The 23,495-nt window shown below is 43.6% G+C and carries 22 protein-coding genes and 1 other annotated feature; of the genes, 18 read left to right on the top strand and 4 right to left on the bottom strand.

What is annotated here, in order from left to right:
* Positions 1 to 10 precede the first annotated feature (10 nt).
* From udk to B4F99_RS01670, 7 genes are all read left to right on the top strand, one after another.
* On the top strand, positions 11 to 658 hold the full coding sequence (udk, locus tag B4F99_RS01700) for a uridine kinase (protein WP_214853116.1): 648 nt from the start codon (positions 11 to 13) through the stop codon (positions 656 to 658).
* Positions 659 to 714: 56 nt separating this feature from the next.
* Complete coding sequence (gene greA, locus B4F99_RS01695) at positions 715 to 1,188, top strand: transcription elongation factor GreA (protein ID WP_029342224.1); 474 nt, start codon at positions 715 to 717, stop codon at positions 1,186 to 1,188.
* Positions 1,189 to 1,240: 52 nt separating this feature from the next.
* Positions 1,241 to 1,939 carry a 5'-methylthioadenosine/S-adenosylhomocysteine nucleosidase gene (gene mtnN / locus B4F99_RS01690; RefSeq protein WP_029342223.1) on the top strand — a complete coding sequence of 233 codons (699 nt, stop codon included), beginning with the start codon at positions 1,241 to 1,243 and terminating at the stop codon, positions 1,937 to 1,939.
* 106 nt (positions 1,940 to 2,045) lie between these two features.
* Positions 2,046 to 2,990, top strand: coding sequence for a beta-ketoacyl-ACP synthase III (locus tag B4F99_RS01685; RefSeq protein WP_290754929.1), 945 nt, complete (start codon positions 2,046 to 2,048; stop codon positions 2,988 to 2,990).
* 1 nt (position 2,991) lies between these two features.
* Entirely contained in the window at positions 2,992 to 4,230 is a 1,239-nt protein-coding gene (gene fabF, locus B4F99_RS01680; RefSeq protein ID WP_056062450.1) for a beta-ketoacyl-ACP synthase II, read from the top strand.
* A gap of 226 nt (positions 4,231 to 4,456) precedes the next feature.
* The gene (locus B4F99_RS01675) at positions 4,457 to 5,884 is read left to right on the top strand and encodes a peptide ABC transporter substrate-binding protein (RefSeq protein WP_290754927.1); all 1,428 of its coding nucleotides are present in this window, start codon (positions 4,457 to 4,459) and stop codon (positions 5,882 to 5,884) included.
* A gap of 206 nt (positions 5,885 to 6,090) precedes the next feature.
* A complete protein-coding gene (locus tag B4F99_RS01670) occupies positions 6,091 to 7,734 on the top strand; it encodes a peptide ABC transporter substrate-binding protein (RefSeq protein WP_290754925.1) in 1,644 nt (547 codons plus the stop codon).
* Between the two features lie 97 nt (positions 7,735 to 7,831).
* On the opposite strand, the gene trpS is transcribed toward B4F99_RS01670, so the two are convergent.
* Both trpS and B4F99_RS01660 read right to left on the bottom strand, forming a co-directional pair.
* On the bottom strand, positions 7,832 to 8,833 hold the full coding sequence (gene trpS, locus B4F99_RS01665) for a tryptophan--tRNA ligase (RefSeq protein WP_056062436.1): 1,002 nt from the start codon (positions 8,831 to 8,833) through the stop codon (positions 7,832 to 7,834).
* Between the two features lie 51 nt (positions 8,834 to 8,884).
* Positions 8,885 to 9,090, bottom strand: a binding site (T-box leader).
* A 56-nt stretch (positions 9,091 to 9,146) separates the two neighbouring features.
* The gene (locus B4F99_RS01660; RefSeq protein WP_290754922.1) at positions 9,147 to 9,527 is read right to left on the bottom strand and encodes a DUF3899 domain-containing protein; all 381 of its coding nucleotides are present in this window, start codon (positions 9,525 to 9,527) and stop codon (positions 9,147 to 9,149) included.
* A 272-nt stretch (positions 9,528 to 9,799) separates the two neighbouring features.
* Between B4F99_RS01660 and B4F99_RS01655 the strand changes: the two genes are divergently transcribed.
* The 5 genes from B4F99_RS01655 to B4F99_RS01635 all read left to right on the top strand — a co-directional run bounded on the left by B4F99_RS01655 (position 9,800) and on the right by B4F99_RS01635 (position 15,767).
* Complete coding sequence (locus B4F99_RS01655) at positions 9,800 to 11,413, top strand: peptide ABC transporter substrate-binding protein (RefSeq protein ID WP_214853139.1); 1,614 nt, start codon at positions 9,800 to 9,802, stop codon at positions 11,411 to 11,413.
* A gap of 331 nt (positions 11,414 to 11,744) precedes the next feature.
* Entirely contained in the window at positions 11,745 to 12,671 is a 927-nt protein-coding gene (gene opp3b, locus B4F99_RS01650) for an oligopeptide ABC transporter permease (protein WP_035406592.1), read from the top strand.
* Complete coding sequence (gene opp3C, locus B4F99_RS01645) at positions 12,671 to 13,702, top strand: oligopeptide ABC transporter permease (protein ID WP_214853140.1); 1,032 nt, start codon at positions 12,671 to 12,673, stop codon at positions 13,700 to 13,702. The genes opp3b and opp3C overlap by 1 nt, the downstream gene beginning before the upstream one ends.
* A gap of 32 nt (positions 13,703 to 13,734) precedes the next feature.
* On the top strand, positions 13,735 to 14,814 hold the full coding sequence (locus B4F99_RS01640; RefSeq protein WP_290754918.1) for an ABC transporter ATP-binding protein: 1,080 nt from the start codon (positions 13,735 to 13,737) through the stop codon (positions 14,812 to 14,814).
* On the top strand, positions 14,814 to 15,767 hold the full coding sequence (locus tag B4F99_RS01635) for an ABC transporter ATP-binding protein (RefSeq protein ID WP_035406602.1): 954 nt from the start codon (positions 14,814 to 14,816) through the stop codon (positions 15,765 to 15,767). Before B4F99_RS01640 ends, B4F99_RS01635 begins: the two co-directional genes overlap by 1 nt.
* Positions 15,768 to 15,813: 46 nt before the next feature.
* Here B4F99_RS01635 and B4F99_RS01630 read toward each other — a convergent pair whose 3' ends face one another.
* The gene (locus tag B4F99_RS01630; RefSeq protein WP_035406605.1) at positions 15,814 to 16,347 is read right to left on the bottom strand and encodes an HD domain-containing protein; all 534 of its coding nucleotides are present in this window, start codon (positions 16,345 to 16,347) and stop codon (positions 15,814 to 15,816) included.
* Between the two features lie 223 nt (positions 16,348 to 16,570).
* On the opposite strand from B4F99_RS01630, the gene B4F99_RS01625 reads away from it, so the two are divergent.
* The 3 genes from B4F99_RS01625 (at position 16,571) to mecA (ending at position 18,077) form a co-directional block, all read left to right on the top strand.
* The gene (locus tag B4F99_RS01625; protein WP_023468890.1) at positions 16,571 to 16,708 is read left to right on the top strand and encodes a hypothetical protein; all 138 of its coding nucleotides are present in this window, start codon (positions 16,571 to 16,573) and stop codon (positions 16,706 to 16,708) included.
* Between the two features lie 172 nt (positions 16,709 to 16,880).
* The gene (gene spxA, locus B4F99_RS01620; protein ID WP_012370920.1) at positions 16,881 to 17,279 is read left to right on the top strand and encodes a transcriptional regulator SpxA; all 399 of its coding nucleotides are present in this window, start codon (positions 16,881 to 16,883) and stop codon (positions 17,277 to 17,279) included.
* 171 nt (positions 17,280 to 17,450) lie between these two features.
* A complete protein-coding gene (gene mecA / locus B4F99_RS01615; RefSeq protein WP_214853154.1) occupies positions 17,451 to 18,077 on the top strand; it encodes an adaptor protein MecA in 627 nt (208 codons plus the stop codon).
* A 62-nt stretch (positions 18,078 to 18,139) separates the two neighbouring features.
* Here the strand turns inward: mecA and B4F99_RS01610 are convergent, their stop codons facing one another.
* The gene (locus B4F99_RS01610; RefSeq protein ID WP_290754915.1) at positions 18,140 to 18,862 is read right to left on the bottom strand and encodes an SDR family NAD(P)-dependent oxidoreductase; all 723 of its coding nucleotides are present in this window, start codon (positions 18,860 to 18,862) and stop codon (positions 18,140 to 18,142) included.
* Between the two features lie 70 nt (positions 18,863 to 18,932).
* Between B4F99_RS01610 and cls the strand changes: the two genes are divergently transcribed.
* The 3 genes from cls to pepF all read left to right on the top strand — a co-directional run bounded on the left by cls (position 18,933) and on the right by pepF (position 23,280).
* Positions 18,933 to 20,444 carry a cardiolipin synthase gene (gene cls, locus B4F99_RS01605; protein ID WP_214853158.1) on the top strand — a complete coding sequence of 504 codons (1,512 nt, stop codon included), beginning with the start codon at positions 18,933 to 18,935 and terminating at the stop codon, positions 20,442 to 20,444.
* An 18-nt stretch (positions 20,445 to 20,462) separates the two neighbouring features.
* Complete coding sequence (locus tag B4F99_RS01600) at positions 20,463 to 21,413, top strand: competence protein CoiA family protein (protein ID WP_290754914.1); 951 nt, start codon at positions 20,463 to 20,465, stop codon at positions 21,411 to 21,413.
* Positions 21,414 to 21,477: 64 nt separating this feature from the next.
* The gene (gene pepF, locus B4F99_RS01595; RefSeq protein WP_035406619.1) at positions 21,478 to 23,280 is read left to right on the top strand and encodes an oligoendopeptidase F; all 1,803 of its coding nucleotides are present in this window, start codon (positions 21,478 to 21,480) and stop codon (positions 23,278 to 23,280) included.
* The last annotated feature ends 215 nt before the right edge of the window (positions 23,281 to 23,495 follow it).

Below are 23,495 nucleotides of genomic sequence, written 5' to 3'. Positions count from 1 at the left end.
AACGAATGACATGCAAAAACCGGTAGTAATAGGCGTAGCGGGCGGAACGGGTTCAGGGAAGACGACGGTGGCACGTTCACTTGTCGATGCGTTCCCAAGCGAATCAATCGTCATGATTGAACAGGACGCGTACTATAAAGACCAAAGTGAATTATCAATGGAAGAGCGATATCAGACAAACTATGATCATCCATTTGCTTTCGATAATGGTCTTTTGATCGAACACATTCAAGCGCTCCGCGAAAACATTGCCGTTGAAAAACCGGTATATGATTATGTCGCACATACACGTGCTCAAGAAACGATTCGTCTCGAACCACGTGATGTCATCATCGTAGAAGGAATTTTAGCGCTTGAAGACGAACGGTTACGGGAACTAATGGATATTAAAGTGTTCGTCGATACGGATGCGGACGTTCGCATTCTTCGTCGGATGCAACGTGATATCAACGAACGTGGGCGTTCAATTGATTCTGTCGTTGAGCAGTACACGAATGTCGTCCGTCCCATGCATCTACAGTTCTGTGAACCGACAAAACGTTATGCGGATATCATCGTACCAGAGGGCGGCGAAAACCACGTGGCAATCGATTTACTCGTAACGAAAATCCGAGCGATCCTTGATTATCGATCATCACTCGACCAAAGAGGATATTGATTCCAAAAAAGATGTGAATATACTATACTAGTGGAATAAAAAGGAGCGTGACAAAAATGGCAGAAAAGCAATACTACATGACGCTTGAAGGTAAAGCGAACATTGAAAATGAATTGAATGAATTGAAGTCAGTCCGCCGGAAAGAAGTCGTCGAGAACATCAAGATTGCCCGTTCGTTCGGTGACCTTTCAGAGAATGCAGAATATGATTCAGCAAAAGAAGAGCAAGCAATGGTCGAAGGCCGGATTGCTCAACTGGAAGAGATGCTTCGCAACGTTGCCATCATCTCGGAAGAAGAGAAGGATATCTCAGTCGTCGGTATCGGAACGACAGTCACTTTCTTGAGTGTCGAAGACAATGAAGAAGATACGTATACGATCGTTGGTAGTGCCGAAGCAGATCCGTTCACGGGTAAAATCTCGAACGAATCACCAATCGCAAAAAGTTTAATGGGGCACCAAGTCGGAGATCAAGTCTCCGTACCAGCACCAGGCGGCGAATACGCAGTAAAAATTACATCGATCAAATAAAGAACACAGGAGCCGGAGCAATCCGGCTTTCTGTGTGATGGAGGAATGGACCATGCCAATCGCAATCATCGGCGCAATGGAAGAGGAAGTCAACTTATTGCGCAACGAGTTGTCAGAACGTAAAGATACAGTCATCGCAAACTATCATTTTTATGAAGGACTCTTGAATAGCGTTCCTGTCGTCATTTTGAAGTCAGGAATCGGGAAAGTGAACGCTGCGATCGGTACGACATTATTGCTTGACCACTACAAACCAACTGCTGTCATCAATACCGGCTCAGCAGGCGGATTTAAAGAAGGCTTAACGGTTGGGGATGTCGTCGTCTCAACAGAAGTACGTCACCATGACGTAGACGTGACAGCGTTTGGTTACGAATATGGTCAGGTACCTGGAATGCCAGCTGCCTACCAAGCAGATCCAAAGCTCGTAGCAACAGCAGAAGCTGTCATCGAGCGGATGGATGCAATTCGTGTCGTACATGGATTGATTGCGACAGGCGATTCATTCATCCACGATTCAGAGCGATCTGCTCAAATTAAGGCGCACTTCCCAGAAGTCGCAGCCGTCGAGATGGAAGCTGCGCCAATCGCACAAGTCTGTCATCAGTTTGGTGTTCCGTTCGTCGTGACACGTTCGATTTCAGATAGCGCTAATGAAGAAGCGTCACTCTCGTTTGATGAATTCCTCGAGATTGCGTCAATCAATTCCGCTAAAATGGTCATGGAAGTCGTTCGGACGTTAGCAGAATGAGGTAGAAGGAAGGGCACGGGAGACCTTGCTCTTCCTTTTTTCTTTGACAAAAGCAAATTAACGCTTTATATTAGTACCAGATACTAATAACAAAAGGGGATGCCTTATGAAGATCGGGATTGTAGGATTAGGAACGTCTTTGCCATCACGTCGCGTAACGAATGATGAGCTAGCAACGACGCTCGACACAAGTGATGAATGGATTCGGACACGAACAGGAATCGGGGCACGACGAATTGCAGCCGATGATGTGGATGTAACAGACTTAGCGACAGAAGCGGCTCAGAAGGCACTCGATGATGCTGGATTGACAGTAGAGGACATCGGCTTGATCATTGTCGGAACGGCAACAGGACGTGCGTTCCCTTCTACAGCCTGTATCGTTCAAGAGCGCTTGGGAGCACGAGGGGCGACCGCTTTTGATATCAGTGCGGCCTGCAGTGGATTCATCTTCGCATTACAAACAGCTGCAAGCATGTTATCAACAGTCGAAGGAAAACATGCACTGGTCATCGGTGCCGAAAAAATGTCGAGTATCGTTGACTGGTCAGACCGGTCGACAGCGATTTTATTCGGGGATGGTGCAGGAGCGGTCGTCATCGGACAAACTGAGCAAGAGGGATTAAATGCTTTTGAACTCGGAACAGACGGACGTGGAGCCCATCTGTTGTTTAAGGATGTCGATGGACCAATCGAGATGAACGGTCGCGAAGTCTTTAAGTTTGCCGTTCGTAAATTACCGGAAATCGTTGAGAAGGTCATTCAAAAAGCAGACAGCACGCTTGAAGATGTCGATATCTTGATTCCGCATCAGGCGAACCTACGCATCATCGATGCAGCGTGCGAACGACTGCATATTCCGCAAGAAAAAGTCATCGTTACGATCGATGAGCATGCGAATACATCTGCTGCTTCGATCCCACTCGCACTCGAAGAAGCACGTAAGCAAGGTCGTCTGACACCAGGTACGAAACTTGTACTTGCTGGCTTCGGTGCCGGATTGACTTGGGGAGCAGCATATATTACTTGGACTAAAGGAGAGAACACATAAGATGATGAGAAAACGCGTTGTAGTCACAGGAATCGGGGCATTGACACCAATCGGGAATGATGCGAATACATTCTGGGATGCATTAAAAGAAGGAACGAACGGAATTCGTCCGATGGAGCGTCTTGATATCGATGAGTATCCAACGAAGGTCACGGGCGAATTACAGAACTTCGATGTCACAGAATTCATTGAGGCGAAAGAAGCACGTAAAATGGACCGCTTCGTTCATTATTCACTTGTCGCAAGCATGGAAGCTGTAAAAGATGCTGGAATCGACATTAAAGAAATTGCAGAACGCGCTGGAGTCTGGATCGGATCTGGAATCGGTGGCGTTGAAACGATCGAGAAACAAGCGAAAATCTACTTTGAACGTGGACACCGTCGTGTCAGCCCATTCTTCATTCCAATGATGATCCCGAATATGGCAAGCGGTCAGGTATCGATTTATACCGGAGCAAAGGGACCGAATAACTGTTCCGTCACAGCATGTGCTTCAGGAACGAATGCCATCGGAGAAGCACTGCGTGTCATCGAACGTGGTGACGCGGATGTCATGATTGCTGGTGGTGCGGAAGCGCCGATCACGAACTTAGCATTTGCTGGTTTTTGTGCCAACAAAGCGATGTCAACGAACCACGATCCTGAGACGGCAAGCCGTCCATTTGACGAAGGACGTGACGGATTCGTCATGGGAGAAGGAGCAGGAATCTTAATTCTTGAAGAATATGAGCATGCAGTAGCTCGTGGTGCGAAAATCTATGCAGAGGTCAGTGGGTATGGATTAACAGCTGATGCGTACCACATCACAGCTCCGGATCCAGACGGAGACGGTGGAGCACGCGCGATGGCGATGGCGATTCAAGATGCGGGCATCACTCCGGAGGCAGTCGGATACATCAATGCTCATGGAACGAGTACACCAATGAACGACATCCTTGAAACAAAAGCGATCCACAGTGTCTTCGGTGAACAAGCGAAACAACTCGTCGTCAACTCGACGAAATCGATGATCGGTCACTTACTTGGTGGAGCAGGTGGCGTCGAGGCAATTGCGACGATTAAATCATTACAAGAACAAACAGTTCACCCGACGATTCATCTCAAACAGCCGAGCGAAGGCTGTGATCTCGATTATGTGACAGAAGGTTCACGTCACGTCGAAATGACTTATGCGCTCAGCAACTCGCTTGGGTTCGGTGGACACAACGCATCACTCGTCTTCAAACGGTATGAAGCTTAAGCTCAAGCGACTCCCTTGAAACATCAAGGGGGTCGCTTTTTTGATGAAATTCTGATTCAATAGAGAAATGCGTGTTTGACGCAGAAAGGAGTCGTTTATGACTAACATCACAAGAAAAACATCAATCCTGATATTGATCTTATTTTTATTGATTGGTCTCAGTGGTACGCTCATATATCGTCTATCATCATCTCAAAAGACCAAAACAGATCAGGAGACCCAAGCAGTGAAGGTTGAATTAATTGAATCATCACTCCCGAAGACATCCGATATTGCGTTAGCGACAGATAGTCGTTCTCAGACACTGTTAGCACAACTGTATGAAGGATTATATGTCTTTACTTCTGGGACATCCGTCCGTCGAGGATTAGCACAGGATATGTCAGTCTCAAAGGATCGTCTGACGTATACGATTCAACTCAAACAAACGAAAAATGCGCAGGGTCAGCCGATCACGGCACAAGACTTTGTCGATAGTTTCCGACGTGTCGCAGCTAATAAAACGAATTCTCCTTATGGTTTTTTATTTGAAGTGTTTGAAAATGGACGTGCCGTCAATGACGGAAAAATGAAGCCAGAGCGTTTAGGTGTAAAGGCGAAAGGACGCAATCAACTTATCATCACGTTGAATCAGCCGGTTTCGAATCTAAAGGAATTACTTGCGATGTCCGTCTTCTATCCACAACCGGAATCAAAGAAGTGGGAAGAACTTGTTGGAAATGGTGCATTTACACTAGAAAAAATGTCGAAAAGCGGATATACGCTTAAGAAAAATGATCAGTATCATCAGCAAAACGTTGTTACAGTAGCGAAAATAGAAAGCCGTATCATTCCCGATCATCAGACGCAATGGAGTTCGTATGAGAAAAGCAAGGCGGCTATCCTTCCATTACAAGAAAGTGTCGAAACACAAGGTGATCAGGTTTCACGACCGACCTATCAAAAAAAGCGGAGTGGTGTCTTTTATATCGCCTTTAATCAAAAAAATGACACGTTCCGCGATACGACACTCAGAAAGCGGATTGCTCACGCCTTGATGGAAAAAGAATCGGTTCAACTTCCTTTAGGGTATGCAGGTATTCCGACGAATCGATTCGTCGTCACTGATACGAACGTATTGATGTCAAAATCCGTTCAAGAGAAACCTGAAAAATCACAAGAACACAGTAAACAACAAATTGAGATGCTTAATTTTGATGATCCACAAGCAAAACGGATTGGGGAACAACTCGAAACCTATCTTGAGAAACAAATACCTGAGATTGATATCATTCTTAAGCCAGTCGCGATTGAAGAGAAAATCGACAAAGAACAATCATCACGATATGCGATGACTTTGACTGGATGGATGCCAGATTATCCAGGACCGCTAGCCTATTTAAATCAATTCGTCTCAGACAATCCTTTAAATTCGGTGAATTATCAATCCAAGGTATACGACCAGACAGTTGAAAAAGCACGAAAAGAAAAAGAGATAAAACGAAAACAAGCACTCTATCATCAAGCCGAAAAACGGTTAATCCATCAGGATGCTGTCGTCGTTCCTTTGTATCAGACGACTGAGAAATTATATGTTTCTGATACGATTCAAGGAATTGAAGTACCGATTTATGGACCGGAATACCTACTCCGCTCGATGAAAATTTTAAAATAATCACTTAACTGGGACCATTATTTCTTAAGGTCCCAGTCTTTTTTTGAAAAAATATTTAGAAAAATCGGATAAAAGGTTTGCAAAATTATCAGAACATTGTAAACTATTTGTAACGAAGGATTTGATTCGAATATAGTAATTCTTTTTTTTTCGGTCAAAAACCTGACAGTATCATTTTTTTAGAAACCTAGGGGGGTCATCGTAACATGAAGAAGAAAAGCTTTGCTTTAGCTACATCGGTAGCACTCGTATCAAGTGCGTTCCTCGCAGCTTGTTCGACAACGGATTCAGGCGACAAATCGGGCGACACTGGTTCAGACAAAAAATCTAGTGATCAAACACTTAACTTGATCGAAGGTTCGGATATCCCGACACTTAACCCGACGACTTCTACAGATGCAGTTTCATTCAACGTGTTGAACAACACGATGGAAGGTCTTTACCGTCTTGATGACAAGCAGCAGCCAACACCAGGTATCGCTGAGAGTCATACAGTCTCAGATGACAAATTAACATACACGTTCAAATTACGTGATGCAAAATGGTCTGATGGTACACCACTTACGGCAAAAGATTTCGAATATGCATGGAAAGAAGTTCTAAATCCTGAAAACGCTTCACAGTATGCATACGTCTTCTACAATATCGAAGGTGCAGAAGAGTACAATACGAAAAAAGGCGATCGTGATGCTGTCGGTGTTAAAGCAGTCGATGACAAAACGCTCGAAGTTAAGTTAAAAGCACCTGCAGATTACTTCCTCGGACTCACTGGATTCGGACCATTCATGCCGAAATCAGAAGAACTCTCGAAGAAAATCGGGAAAGACTTCGGTTCGACTGCAGACAAGGCGCTCTACAACGGACCATTCAAGTTAACAGAATGGACACGTGAACAAGGCTGGAAAATGGTTAAAAACGATAACTACTGGGATAAAGATGCCGTCAAACTTAAAACGATCAACGTTAAGGTCGTTAAAGAGACAGCGACAGGTGTTAACCTTTACGAAAAAGGTGACATCGACCGTACAGGTCTAACTTCTGAGTTCGTTGCTCAGTACAAAGACAATAAAGAATTTAAAACAAAAGGTGAATCAACGATCTTCTACCTTAACCTCAACACAAAGGTAAAAGCGCTTGATAATGAAAAAATCCGTCGCGCCATCGATATGGGTTACAACAAAAAAGGAATCACGGATGTCATCCTTGCAAACGGATCACTTCCAGCAAACTACCTCGTACCAAAAGATTTCGCAAAAGATGCTGACGGAAAAGATTTCCGCGACAAGTATCCGGCATTCAACGAATACAATGCCGATGAAGCGAAAAAACTCTGGGAAGAGGGTCTCAAAGAAATCGGTCAAAAATCGGTTGATCTTGAGCTCTTGAACTACGATAGCGACGATGCTAAGAAAATCGGTGAGTTCTTGAAAGGGGAACTTGAGAAAAACCTTCCAGGTATGAAGGTTACGATCAAACAACAACCATTCAAAAACAAACTTGATCTTGAAAACAAAGGTGATTTCGAGTTCTCATTCGCTGGCTGGGGTCCTGACTACCAAGATCCAATGACGTTCCTCGATCTCTTCGTCACGGGCGGACCATACAACCGTGGTAAATGGTCGGACAAAGAGTACGATAAACTCATCAAAGATGCACAAACTCAAACAGATGCAACAAAACGTTGGTCTGAACTACAAGAAGCTGAGAAAATCCTTCTTGATTCAGCAGCGATCTCACCTGTTTATCAGCGTGGACGTGCATTCCTCGTTAAACCATACGTCAAAGGAGTCGTCGAGCATAACTTCGGCGCAGACTTCTCTTACAAATGGGCTTCAATCGAAGGAAAATAAGCAAAATAAAAACTACTTCCGATTTGATTCGGAAGTAGTTTTTTGTTTGGAAATATCAAAAAAGACCGGAGCATTCCGATCTCTTTTGGAGAAAATCTTATTTTTTTACTTTGGCACGCTTCCGCTGTAAGCCCATTGCCTTTTCGATCTTCGCGAGTTTTTTGGCAGCGACTGCTTCTGCGCGATCACGTCCAGCGTCGAGAATTTGATCGAGTTCTTCAGAGTCAATCAATTCATAATAGCGCTGTTGAATCGGTTCGAGTTCCGCAATGATCGCTTCTGCGACATCTGCTTTGAATGTTCCATAATTCGAGCCCTCGTATTTTGCTTCAAGAGCTGGAATCGAGATACCAGCGAGTAGGGAATAGATCTCAAGTAAATTCGACACACCTGGTTTGTTTTCACGATCGAATTTTACGATGCCTTCTGAGTCTGTGACAGCTGATTTCACTTTTTTACGAATGACATCTGGTGCGTCAAGCATCGAGATGAAGCCTTTCGGATTTTGATCAGATTTTGACATCTTTTTATCTGGCGTCGTCAAACTCATGATCCGGGCACCTGATTCAGCAATGATCGGTTCTGGTAATGTGAACGTCTCATAATAGCGGCTATTAAATCGTTGGGCTAAATCGCGCGTTAACTCAATGTGTTGTTTTTGATCGTCACCGACCGGAACGAGTTCCGCGTCGTAGAGAAGGATATCAGCTGCCATGAGCGTCGGGTAGACGAACAACCCTGCACCAATCCGCTCTTTTCCTTGTGATTTATCTTTATATTGCGTCATACGTTCTAGTTCACCCATACCGGAAAGACATGTCAACATCCAGCCGAGTTGCGCGTGCGCTTTGACTTCTGATTGAACGAAAATCGTTGATTTTTCTGGGTTCAGACCACTTGCGATATAAAGAGCAGCAAGGGCGCGTGTATTGTTCATCAGTTCGACACGATCGATATCGACCGTGATCGAGTGCAAGTCGACGACGCAGTAATATGCATCATGACCGTCCTGTAAGTTCACGAAGTGTTTCATGGCACCTAAGTAATTTCCGAGTGTGACCGTTCCGGTTGGTTTGATACCTGAGAAAATCGTTTTCATAATGAAATCCCTCCAAATAATAAGATCAAAATAAAAAACGCCCCTTGAAAATCAAGGGACGAGTCATCGCGTTGCCACCCAAGTTGCTATTTACATAGCCGCTCAATTTGCTGTAATGGGCAAACCCATCTGACTCTACTTGATTCGAATCAGCCACTCGAAAGTCCATTCACTTAGGCATCACCTGTCCATTTTCAGCACCATGGACTCTCTGAGAGGAATGGATCTAAGTTACTACTCTTTGTCGTCGTGTTTTCTTGTTTGATTAGTTTGAGTTTACCATACCTGAGATAGAGCGTCACGTTGATTTCGTTTAAAAATAGGAGATGATCAGCGAGACGACGATGAAGATGACACCGCTTGAGACGTAGGGTTTCGTCCGTGCTGAAGCACGGCGTTGCTTTTTGCGAAGCACTTCTTCCTCCTCGTCTTCATCTTCGTAATAATCGCCATCAATCTCTCGCAACTTTGCTTCCCGCTGCTTTTTGAATCCAGCTGTCATGCCGCGGAAGAAGCCGTTAGCAGACATATTCGAGAAGAATCCTACTGCAACTAACAAGAATCCTGCTATGAATAAACCACCAGACAGATGATACAAGATGCTGTGAGTCGAATCCGTCATAGTTGCCCAAATCGTGTAAAGCAGAACGAGAATGACCGCAACGGTGACCGGTCGGAAATACGTCGATCGCATGAAAATCCCCCTTTACGTACATAGATATTCTTAGTATACGAAACTTTTAACGCTGTTACGAATCGGTAACAAACGAATGATGCAAAATAGCAAATAGTGTGACTATTCACTTGACGTTAATGCTATTCTCACATAAAATCAATTTATCACTTCGTTTAAGTTTTTGAAACTAGGTCAATGCATTTTGGGGAATACATTGCAGTTTCGACGGGACGTTATTGATGTCATAGGCATTATGGCAACTTGGAAATTGAAAAGGAGATGACTTACCGATGAAGAAAAAAACAGTCGGTCTCGCTTTATCAGTCATGCTTGCAGGAAGCGCTGTGCTTGCTGGATGTTCGACAGGTGGCGGAGACAAAGATTCAGGTTCGACAGACGGCAAGAAAAATCTACGTTTAACGGACACTTCGGATATTACGACAGTGGACCCAGCGAAAGCTACGGATTCCGTCGCTTTCAACATGATCGGAAACACGATGGAAGGTCTTTATCGTTTAGACAAGGACGGAAAAGCGATTCCAGCACTTGCAGAAAAAACGGATATCTCAAGCGACAATTTGACGTATACGTTCACGCTTCGTGATTCGAAATGGTCAGACGGTTCACCCGTCAAAGCACAAGATTTTGAATTCGCGTGGAAACGTGCTGCTGATCCAAAAACAGGTTCTAGTTACTCATACATCTTTGACACGTTAAAAAACGGCGCTGATGTTACACAAGGTAAAAAGCCTGTTGATGAACTCGGTGTTAAAGCAATCGATGATAAAACGTTAGAAGTAAAACTCGAGCGTCCAGCTCCGTATTTCCTCTCACTGACATCGTTCGGTACGTATACACCGATCAGTGAAGACTTCTACAAGAAAAACGAAAAAGACTTCTCGCTCAAACCAGATAAATTGCTTTATAACGGGCCTTTCGTTTGGGAATCTTGGAAAACGGATTCAAAACGTGTCCTGAAGAAAAACGACAACTACTGGGATAAAGATGCTGTCAAACTCGACGAAGTCACGATCAGTGTCGTTAAAGATACGTCAACAGTCGCAAACTTGTATGATTCAAATGAAATTGATTACGCAGGTCTGACTTCAGAGCAAGTTGAAGCTTACAAATCGAAGCCTGAATTCAAGACAGCGCTTCGTTCTTCAATCGCTTATCTGAAGTTCAATAACGAAGATGCAACGATGAAAGATGTCAATGCACGTAAAGCAATCGCTCGTGCGATCGATCCAAAAGGTATCACGGATACGCTTCTTGCGAATGGTTCAATTCCAACAACAAGCTTCATTCCAAAAGACTTTGTCAAGGATGCATCAGGTAAAGACTACACGAGCGACATCAACTGGTTCGATCGTGACGCGAAAGAAGCAGCAGATCTTTGGAAAAAAGCAAATGGCGATAAGAAAACGACGATTGAATTGCTTTCGTTCGATAGTGAAGATGCGAAGAAAATCGGTGAGTACATGAAAGGTCAAATCGAGAAGAATCTTCCGAACGTCACTGTCTCAATTAAGCAACAGCCGTTCAAGAACAAACTCGATCTTGAAGCAAAAGGAGATTACCAAATCTCTTACTCACTTTGGGGTCCGGATTACCAAGATCCAATGTCTAACCTGTCCATCTTCGAATCAACGAACAGTCAAAATGACGTGAAGTACAAATCAGCTGCGTATGATAAATTATTAAACGCGGCAAACGACGAGTCAGATTTGACGAAGCGTTTAGATTTGTTCAAACAAGCTGAGGCACAATTGATTGAAAAAGATCAAGCCATCGCACCAATCTATCAAGCTGGTTCTGCATACTTGAGCCGTCCATCGGTTAAAGATTTTAACCGTCAATTGTTCGGAGCAGATTTCCAATACAAATATGTTGATGTGAAGTAATCGAGAACGGGAGCGTCCCTAAGTCAGTTCGGGTGCGCTCCTGTTTTATACTACTTTGAATGAACGGAAACTCATTTTTAGCGGAAATGTGAAATTTTCGTAAAAAAGTGGTTCTAATTACTTTGTTAGCAAAGTATAATGGAACCAAACGAAAAATTCTGACTATTGGACGACATTAAAAAAGCGTCTGATCGAACATCGAATCAAAGCACAATTAAAAAGAATTTTAAATTTTTATAACAAAATTCTTGAATGTTCCGACAATTGTGGGTCATACTGATTTTATTGATGTTTCGAAAAAACAGAAAATCTTTATAGGGGGTGCCATCTTATGGGCCGTTATTTAGCTCAACGCCTGGTTTACGGCGTATTGACGTTTTTACTCATCGCTTCGTTCACTTTCTTCCTGATGGATCTGCTACCAGGTTCACCATTCCAGAACCAGGAGAAACTTTCTCCTGAACAGTTGAATATCCTTCGGGATAAGTACAATTTGAATGATCCACTACCACAACGCTATGCAGCGTACATGGTTAACTTATTCCAAGGAGACCTTGGTGTATCGTTCAAATATGACAGCCGTCCAGTTACGGATTTAATTTCTGAACGAATTGGACCATCGGCTCAACTTGGAGTTCAAGCACTCGTACTTGGTGTACTCTTAGGTCTCGTACTTGGTGTAGTTGCTGCACTTCGTCACAACACAGTTGTCGACTACGGAGCAATGTTCATCTCGGTTCTCGGGATTTCAGTACCATCTTTCGTATTTGCCTCACTCCTTCAGTATTATGTCGGCGTGAAATGGGGCGCTTTGCCAGTAGCGTTCTGGGAAAGTCCGGCGCATACGATTCTACCAACGATTTCGTTGTCTCTTGGGGTCACCGCCTCGATTGCCCGATTCGTAAGGACGGAAATGCTTGAGGTTACAGGTCAGGATTACGTCACGTTAGCTAAAGCAAAAGGCCTAGATGGTCAATCAATCACTTGGAAACACATGGTTCGGAATGCATTGATTCCTGCTATTACGATTCTTGGACCTATGACTGCTGCATTGATCACAGGTACATTTGTCATCGAAAAAATCTTTGCTGTACCTGGACTTGGTGAGTTGTTCGTATCGTCAATCACACAAAATGACTATACAGTTATCATGGGTACGACGCTGTTCTTCTCGGCAATCTTCATTCTCATGATTTTAATCGTCGACTTGCTATACGGTGTCGTTGATCCACGGATTCGTTTGGGGGGTAGTAAATAATGGCTGAACAAAATTCAAATGCAAAAGCGGAACAGTTCGATTCATCGTTATTTCAACAAGTCGAGTTCAATGAACAAGCCGGTGAACGAATTGCCGGTAAAAGCTTAAACTTTTGGCAGGATGCTTGGATGCGCTTGCGTAAAAACAAAGCAGCGATCATTTCTCTTGTCTTGATCATCGTGATTGCCATCATGTCATTAGCGGGTCCTGCAATCTCTGGTAAAGATGCTTATACCCAAACAATCACTCAAGCTAAACTTCCACCTAAAGTAACAGGATTAGAGTGGGCTGGCTTTGATGGTATGGCAACACTTGGTGAGACACCAATCGATTTTTATAAACAAAAACAAGTAAAAGAAAATTATTGGTTTGGTACGGACCACCTTGGTCGTGATCTTTGGTCACGTGTCTGGGAAGGGACGAAAATTTCACTCTTCATCGGTTTGATGGCAGCGCTCATTGACGTTCTCGTCGGTGTCACATACGGTGGTATTTCAGCTTATTACGGCGGTCGTGTCGATAATATCATGCAACGGATCGCGGAAATCCTGACAGGGATACCGAACTTAATCTTGATCATCCTCTTCATCTTGATTCTTGAACCAGGAATCACGACGATCATCCTCGCGATGACGATTACTGGTTGGATCGGGATGAGTCGACTCGTTCGTGGTCAGATCCTGAAACTAAAGAACCAAGAATTCGTTCTCGCAGCACGTACACTTGGTGCTTCTAGCGCACGTTTAGTCTTCAAGCATTTGATTCCAAATACTTTGGGTACAATCATCATCTCGCTCATGTTCACGATTCCTGGGGCAATCTTCTTCGAAGCTTTCCTAAGCTTCATCGGTCTTGGGCTTGCACCACCGCAACCGTCGCTTGGTACACTGATCAATGAAGGGTACAAAGAACTTAAGACGTTTCCTTTCTTGCTCGTCGTTCCATCGACAGTGCTCGTACTCCTCATGATCAGCTTCAACATGTTGGCAGATGGATTACGTGATGCGTTCGATCCACGTCTACGTCGCTAACAAATATTAGATTAGAGAGGAGCTCATCCAAAATGGAAACAATCTTGTCAGTCCGCGACCTGAACGTCGCTTTCCATACGTACGCCGGGACGGTACAAGCCGTCCGCGGAGTATCGTTCGATTTAAAAAAAGGTGAAACACTCGCAATCGTTGGTGAGTCCGGTTCTGGTAAATCGGTTACTTCAAAAGCCATCATGCGTCTGATTCCAAATCCGCCAGGTGAAATCACAAAAGGTGAGATCTTATTCGAAGGTCGCGATTTGGTTAAGCTTTCTGATAAAGAAATGCAAAAAGTACGCGGTCGTGATATCGCAATGATCTTCCAAGATCCAATGACATCACTTAATCCGACAATGACGATCTACAAACAGATTGCCGAAGGTTTAAAACGTCACCAAGGATTGACAGGTGATGCTGCTAAAAAACGTACGCTTGAATTACTGACGCTTGTAGGGATTCCAAACCCAGAAGCACGTCTGAAACAATATCCACACCAATTGTCTGGTGGGATGCGTCAACGGATCGTCATCGCAATCGCACTTGCTTGTAATCCGAAAGTCTTGATTGCCGATGAGCCGACGACAGCACTCGATGTTACGATTCAAGCGCAAATCCTTGAGTTATTGAAAGACATTCAACAAAAAACGGGTACAGCGATCATCTTCATCACGCACGATTTAGGCGTCGTAGCGAACATGGCCGATCGTGTAGCGGTCATGTATGCAGGTAAATTAATTGAGAAGGGTACAGTCGATGAGATTTTCTACGAGCCACGTCATCCATATACTTGGGGACTCCTTGGTTCAATGCCACGTCCATCGGATGACCGTTCACAAGATTTACCGGCGATTCCAGGAACACCACCTAACTTACTTCATCCACCAGTCGGTGACGCGTTTGCACCACGAAATAAATATGCAATGAAGATGNNGATTGATTTTGAAAAAGAACCTCCTTTCTTCAAAATTACAGATACTCACGAAGCGGCGACATGGTTGCTCCACCCACAAGCACCGTATGTTGAGCCACCACTTGCAATTCGGGATCTGGCGTTGAAATACCGCCCAGATAGCGTATTCGCGAAATCGCTTCTGAAAGGCGGTCTGAAATAATGGAAAACCGTAATAAATTACTTGAAGTAAAAAACTTGAAGCAACACTTCAACATTGGACGCGGACGTGTCGTTAAAGCGGTTGATGGTTTATCATTCGATATCTATGAAGGCGAAGTACTTGGTCTTGTAGGTGAATCGGGTTGTGGTAAATCAACGACTGGTCGCTCAATCATCGGATTGTATGAGGCGACAGACGGCGAAGTCATGTTCAAAGGTGAAAACGTTCATGGTAAAAAGTCGCGTAAAGATAAACTGAAGTTCAACCGTGCTATGCAAATGATTTTCCAAGACCCTTATGCGTCACTTAACCCACGGATGACAGTCGGTGATATCATCGCTGAGGGAATTGATATTCATGGTCTAGCAAAGTCGAAAGACGAGCGGAATAACCGTGTGTACGATTTACTCGAAACAGTTGGTTTGACGAAAGAACATGCGAGCCGTTACCCACACGAGTTCTCGGGTGGTCAGCGTCAACGGATTGGAATCGCGCGTGCGCTTGCTGTAGAACCGGACTTCATCATCGCGGATGAGCCAATCTCGGCACTTGACGTATCGATTCAAGCGCAGGTCGTCAACTTGATGAAAAAACTGCAACGTGACCGTAGTTTGACTTACTTGTTCATCGCCCACGACTTATCGATGGTAAAATATATCTCGGATCGTATCGGCGTTATGTACCAAGGTCACCTCGTTGAACTATGTAGTGCGGATCGCTTATATGAGAATCCGGTCCATGCTTATACGAAATCGCTCTTGTCTGCGATTCCTCTTCCGGATCCAGAGCACGAGCGTACGCGTAAGCGGATCGTTTATGATCGTCCGACGAGTGGACCTGTTGGTAAATCAGATGAAGATTCAAGCATTCCACCACTTCGTGAAATCGAACCAGGTCATTTTGTTTCGATGACGGATGCAGAACTGGAAGCATATCAAGCGCAACTCGTATAATTGTTTAAAACAAAAGGCATTTCCACGTTGATCGTGGAAACGCCTTTTAATTTTCTGATGCAATTCGTGGAAGATGCGCGAAGCGATGAACGACAGAATCAATCGCATCAAGACGGCGCATGGCTTCATCAAAATCGATTTTTTCATAGTGATGTAGTCCGCCTGGTTGTTCTTCTAGCGTATCCGCATCGTGCACAAGTTGTTGAAGTGGTGTCCGATTGATTGCACCAGGTGGAAGATACGAATCTGTATGCAAGAGAACGGCAAGTGCGATTTCTTTGGCGCGTGCTGGTTCTTCACCAAGGCGAATCAAAAGTTTATGGGCGCGTTCAGCCCCTTTAATGGCATGAATATCATTTTGACGATAGAGATCATAGTTCCAAGTGCCATCGGTATACCATTCGTAATGCCCGATGTCATGGAGGAGTGCAGCTTTCGTAGCAGTATCCGCATCTAAACCTCGCTTCGTAGCGAGCGTCAGAGCGCGTTCAGCTACTGAAATCGCATGATTCAAGCCAGAACGGGATAAATATTTTTGAGCGATCGGATGATCGAGAATAGTGACGAGTGTTAATGACATGAATGAAAAACTCCTTCCTCAGCGTTGATATTTCTATACACTCTACAGAAAATTGAAAGAAATTGCAACTGTTTTTCATTACTCAATCGACAATCTCACATATTTAATTGCTTAAAGTAGGAATAGATTATTGATATACGTGGTATACTTACTAATGTAGAAGATGATTATTTTGCTTTCGTAGGTTGTTAGTTCTGTTTCGGACCGATTGGGGTGTCGGAATATGAAAGAACGTGACAAAAAGAAAAAGCTGAAGAAGCGCCTTTTGCGGGATATTTTAGAGAAAAAACTAAAAGAAATGAAACTTCCTAAAGCAAAAGAGACGATTTCTCAGCCATTTGATCACACGCCAGCTTGTTAAAGCCACGTGGTGGCTTTAACAAGCTTTTTTACGAAAAGTTCTTTCATCTTTATAAAAAAGCTAGGTTTTCTGCTTTATTAGATGTAAACTGTCAAGTAATAGAACCATCATCGATATCTATGTATTCACTTAGGTGTTGAATGATGTTAAATCAGGGGGAGGATGTTTTTCAATGGTAACACTCTATACTTCACCAAGTTGTACTTCTTGTCGGAAAGCACGCGCGTGGCTTGAAGAACATGAAATCCCGTTCGTAGAACGTAATATTTTTTCAGAACCATTATCGCTCGATGAAATCAAACAGATTCTTCGAATGACGGAAGATGGAACGGACGAGATTATCTCAACGCGTTCAAAAGTCTTCTCGAAACTCGATGTTTCCGTTGAAAACTTATCGTTGCAGCACCTATACGATTTAATTCAAGAATATCCTGGATTATTGCGTCGTCCGATTTTGATTGACGAAAAACGTCTTCAAGTAGGATATAACGAGGATGAAATCCGTCGATTCTTACCACGCAAGGTGCGTACATTCCAACTTTTGGAAGCACAGCGTCTTGTAAACGAGTAATTTTAAAAAGCACGCTGCCTCGTGAGCAGTGTGCTTTTTGTTACCGATAAAAAAGGTTAAAATAAAGATAACAAAGGAATAGAAATATATCCTTCGGATTCGAAAGTGTGAATCCAAGTCATGTCCTCGTTCGTATTCTAAATAAGGAACGAGAAGAAAGGAGTGGACAGATTGAAAATCGAACGCGTCAATGACAATACGGTCAAGTTCTTCATCACTTATACTGACATCGAACGCCGTGGTTTTGCCCGAGATGAGATTTGGTATAATCGGGAACGGGGAGAACAGTTATTCTGGCAGATGATGGACGAAGCGAATGAAAAAGAGTCCATCTCCTTCGAAGGTCCACTATGGATACAAGTGCAAGCTTTTGAAAAAGGTCTTGAAGTCACTGTAACGATCGCAAAAAATGCAGTCGATGGTGAACAAGTCGATGAAGACGAACTCGATTCACTTTTACGATCAGCGATGTCTGAGACAGAAGATAAAGATACAGAATTAAGCCAGGATGTCTTATTCGAAACGCATGATTTCGAGCATATCATTGCGCTTAGTCAATATGCGAATGCTCCTGTCTTCGCAGAACTTGAAACAGCGCTTTACCAAAAGGATGGACTTTATCTACTACATGTTCATTTCGAAGATGATGTGGATGTAGAAGCACAAGAAAATGTCATGAGTTTAATTGCTGAATATCTTCACTTCAGCGAACAAACGATTCATCCTGTCGCTGAATATGGAAAACAAATCATTGCTTCAGATGTCTTTGCCTTTATTCGGAAACACTTTCCGAACTAAAGGAACTAAAAGCGCGAGTAAAAGGAGGATCACGAATCGTGATACCTCCTTTTATTCTGACATTAAGTGAGGGTATATCCACCGTCTACGATAAGGGCTTGCCCATTGATGTAACTCGCTTTATTCGAGAGTAAGAAACAAACGACTTCTGCGATTTCAGAAGGTTGTGCAGGTTCGCCACGAAGATGATGCTTCATCGCAAGATCAAACTTATCTTTCCCGCCATATAATGCGTGGCTCAGTGATGTGTCGACCGGTCCCGGACAAATGGCATTAAAACGATACTTGCCATGGAAGCGGGCAGCGTATGTCTTTGTCAGTGTCAATAAAGCGCTCTTAGACGATGCATAGGGTAAGAGCATGGCGGGAAACTTGACGTGACCGACAATGGCGCTATTATTGACGATAGAGGCACCTTTTGAGAAACGTTTCGTCGCGAGCTGGATGATTCGTTCAGGGGCATGATAATTCACTTGGAACACTTCTTTTTGTTGATCGGTGATTCTCTCGGGTGCGACGGGTTTTCCAAATGTCCCTGCATTATTAAAAATCCCGTCGATTTCTGGAAAATCTTCGAGTGTTTCTTCAAAGAACCTGTCGATGGCAGAGGAATCAGTCAAGTCGACAGGGAAGAAATATAAACGTCCTTCTCCGCTAGATTCAAGAGAAGCTCCTTTGTCTTGATTACGACCAATGGCAAGAACGGTATGACCTTCTCGAATCAGTTGGAGGGCAGTTGCTTCTCCGATTCCACTTGTTGCACCAGTAATGATATACGTACCCATTTAAACGCTTCCTTTCTGTCATGAGTTCTTAACTACAATTTTTACAACATACATAAAAGGAGGGGGATTCATGCTACGACGTGTACAACTTCTCATGACCCTCATCTTGACCATCGGTTTAATCGCCTTTTTATCCTACTATTGGAGCGTCTATATGGTAGGCTGGCTGTCCATCGTCATCATTTTGGTCGTCATGAGCGTGTTCATCATCATTTTGCTTGAAAATCGTAACCCAGAACGCACACTCGTCTGGGCACTTGTCATGATGGCACTACCTGTTGTCGGCGTGTTTGTTTATTTTACGTTTGGTCAGAACTACCGCCGGAAACGAATGTTTCGATTGAAAGCAATGCTTGATGAAGAGTCTTATATTAAATACCGTACCCAGTTTAAAACAGCAGTACACCAATCAGTGTTCCAAGAAGGACATTATGGAAAAGTTGTCACACTTATCGATTCGATCAGTCGACTTCCGATTTCGTATAATACACATACAAGAATTTTGACGAATGGTCAGGAGAAATTTCCGATTCTTTTAGAAGAAATTCGTCAAGCACAACATCATATCCATTTGGAGTACTATATCGTACGGGATGACGAGCTCGCATTGCAGTTACAGGAAGTATTGATTGAAAAGGCACAACAAGGAATTGAAGTCCGTTTTCTTTATGATGCCGTCGGGTGTTTTTCGACAGATAAGCATTATTTCAAGAAGATGCAGGAGGCAGGTGTTGAAGTTCGGGCATTCTTCCCTGTCGTATTACCGTTCATTTCGAGTAAGTCCAACTACCGAAATCATCGGAAGATCGTTGTCATTGATGGAACAGTTGCTTTTACGGGTGGAATTAACGTTGGGGACGAGTATATCGGTCGCGATCAGCATTTTGGATTTTGGCGTGATACGCATCTTCTTGTACGCGGAGAAGCTGTTTCTGAACTTCAATTAATTTTTCTCCAAGACTGGTACTATATGACGGGGGAACGCCTGTTTACACCGTTTTATATGGAACCACTGGAATATGTCGATGAAGCAACGGGAGGCGTTCAAATCATTGCCAGTGGACCTGATGAGCCACATGAGGCAATGAAGTCACTTTACTTCGGACTCATCACAGAAGCGCGTGAATCTGTTTACATTGCATCTCCATATTTAATACCAGATGAAGATTTGATGACAGCACTAAAGACAGCCGCTATGTCTGGAATTGATGTTCGTATTCTTCTGCCAAGCTTTCCGGATCATAAAATCGTATTTTATGCGAGTCGCTCTTACTTTGATGATTTACTCCAGGCTGGTGTGAAAATCTATGAGTATAACAAAGGATTCATGCATTCGAAAGTCATCGTCGTGGATGACGCCATCGCAACGATTGGAACAGCAAATATGGATTTACGGAGTTTTCATTTGAATTTCGAGGTAAACGCTTTTTTATACGGAACAAATTCGGTTCATCAATTAACACGTGATTTTTATGAGGATTTTAGCCAGTCTACACAAGTTGATGCTGATTTGTTTCATCGTCGTCCATTACGCCGCCGTTTAGTTGAATCAATTTCACGCTTATTCTCACCGCTACTCTAGCAAAAGGGGACGATGCTGATGTTTGAAGCTATTGATGGGTCAGGTAAACGCATTCTGATTCATAGGTTTTCTGTCCATGAATTAAAAGCGATGTCCTTACGTTGTCCGTATTGTCTGAAGCCATTGCGCGTCAGGCAGGGACGACGACCACATTTTGCACATATCTCAGCATGTTCAGGAGAAAGTAGCTTACATGTATCTTGGAAACGACGAATTGCAGATTCGTTGAGGAATGCAGGCGTTCGCGTCGAGACCGAATGGACGATTGGACAGCGACGCTTCGACCTGTGGATTCCGGAAAAAGAGATTGGGATTGAAATTCAGCGTTCTCCGATGTCGGCAGATGAATGGATTAGACGAGCAAGACTTGATGCGAAACAAGGACAAACGGTTCGTTGGATTGGGTTTCATCCGTCACATGGTGTCACATTTCGTTTACAAGGATGGATGCGTCAAGCCTTCTTAGAAAATGAGTATTTGGACTTGATCGTTGACAATCAAATCCGACGGTTTCGACATCCGGTTCCTTTTGCGAAACATTATGTCTATTGTACCGTTCAATCCCTTTCATTATCCGACTTCCTTTCGACGGAACTTCCGTCATTTCCTCGGAAATTTTCAATGGCTCGATGGCAAGGAATCGTCTTGCGCTATCGACAGCGTCCTTTTTATCCTTCGTTACCTCCACGAATGCTTAAACTTCCATTATATGAGGCAGGCTTTCATCTTCTGAATCTGCCGTCATCGGTCTTTCTTCCGATCGGTCACTTATTATCGTATCCCGTTCATCCTTTTGAGTTTCAAATGGCAGTCTTTTTGCGGTTAAAAGGGGTTTATTCCTCTACTGCTTTAGAACAAGCCGTCTTTCATTTACTTCACCGATTGGATATCCCGTTTGAACGACCGATGATCGATTTACTTATCACGGAATGGTTAGAGCGGATCGAGGAGGCGAATCGGCTGTTTTAGCAGGAGCACTTCGATTGTTTGTCGAAAAGAAAACAGGTATAACTGAATTAAAGGAGTGAGGGAAATGGCAGAAGTATTAACACGTCAAGATGTTGACGTTTCAGAAACTTGGAATCTAGAATCGATTTATGCATCAAACGAAGCGTGGGAAGAAGAATTTGAATCGGTAAAAGCGATGCTTCCATTACTCGTCGAGTATAAGGGTCGTCTTGGACAGAGTGCGGATACACTCTATGAAGGGTTACAGTTACGAGACGAAGTCTCAAGACGTCTTTATAAGCTCTATACATACGCGCACATGCGTTACGACGAAAATACAGCGGATAGTTTCTATCAAGCTATGAACGACCGTGCTCGGACGCTTGCGTCACAAATTGGAGCCACACTTGCTTTCATGACACCAGAACTGTTAGCTGTACCTGAAACAACAATAGAAGCATATCTAAATGAAAATGCAGACCTTGCGATGTACCGTCATGCATTTGATGAGTTGAACCAAGAACGCGAGCATGTGTTGACGGAAGCGGAAGAAGCGATTCTTGCGAAGGCGGGAGAAGTTCTCGGTCAATCCGGTACGACATTCGGTATGCTGAATAATGCAGATTTGACATTCCCAAAAATCAAGGGAGAAGACGGGGAAGAGACAGAATTGACACATGGTCGTTTCATCACATTCCTTGAATCATCTGATCGTTCTGTTCGGGAAGCCGCATTTAAAGCGATGTACGGAACGTATGCGAAATACACGAATACACTCGCTTCAACTCTTGCTGGGTCAGTTAAGAAAGACAACTTCTATGCAGATGTTCGGAAGTTTCCTTCTGCACGCGCGGCAGCCTTACATGGTAATGCAATCCCTGAATCCGTTTATGATGGGTTGGTTGAAGCGGTGCATGAGCACTTACCATTGCTTCATCGCTATGTTGCCTTACGTAAACGGGTCCTCGGTCTTGATGAGTTACACATGTACGATATGTATACCCCCCTCGTTTCTGAGGTCGAGATGAAGGTATCTTATGAAGAAGCGAAACAATTGATGGTCGAAGGGCTCGCGCCGCTTGGAGCAGAATATAAACATATTCTCGAAGAAGGGTTGTCTGAGCGCTGGGTTGATGTCCGGGAAACACGTGGTAAACGGAGTGGGGCATACTCTTCTGGTGCTTACGATACACAACCATTCATTTTGATGAACTGGCAAGATAACATCAATAATCTCTTTACGCTCGCACATGAATTCGGACATTCGGTTCATAGCTACTACACGCGGAAATCTCAACCATATCCATATGGCGATTATTCGATCTTCGTCGCAGAAGTCGCTTCAACAACGAATGAAGCGCTATTGAATGATTATCTATTGAAAAAAGTGACGGATCGTAAAGAAAAACTCTATCTGTTGAACAATCAACTTGAAACATTCCGTGGAACATTGTTCCGACAAACGATGTTCGCTGAGTTTGAACATGCAATTCATGATGCGGCGCGTCTTGGACAATCGTTGACACCAGAATTCTTGACGTCAACGTATTATGCCTTGAATCAAAAATACTTCGGAGAAGAGATTGTATTAGATGAAGAGATTGGTTTGGAGTGGGCTCGGATTCCACACTTCTATTACAATTACTATGTCTATCAGTATGCAACAGGCATTTCGGCGGCGGCTGCATTGACGGATCAGATCCTAGAAGAAGGACAACCGGCTGTAGAACGTTACATCAATAATTTCTTAAAAGCGGGATCAAGCGATTATCCAATCGAAGTACTAAAAGCTGCTGGTGTTGATATGACAACAAAAGCACCAGTTGAAGCCGCACTTCGTCAATTTGAACGTGTCTTAGATGAATTCGAAGCGTTATTAGCAGAGTGACATCTTTGTGACAAAATGAACAAAGTGTGGAAAAGAAAAAAGACTCACGGTATACTTATATTGTGAAGAGGGTCACATTCCCCAGTCGATTCTCTTTTTCCCCCATCCAATGGTCAAAAGAAGAAGTCCTTCTCGTCATGAAGGACTTCTTCTTTTTCTATGAGTGAACACCAAAAAAGGACAGTGAAGCTCTGAACTGAACCAAAAAAGTTAGA

The sequence above is a fragment of the Exiguobacterium sp. UBA3491 genome (assembly GCF_002377745.1).
In the GTDB taxonomy this organism is placed as follows: Bacteria; Bacillota; Bacilli; order Exiguobacteriales; family Exiguobacteriaceae; genus Exiguobacterium_A.
The sequence above is the reverse complement of the archived record's forward strand: the minus strand, read 5'-3'. Positions and strand labels throughout refer to the sequence as shown.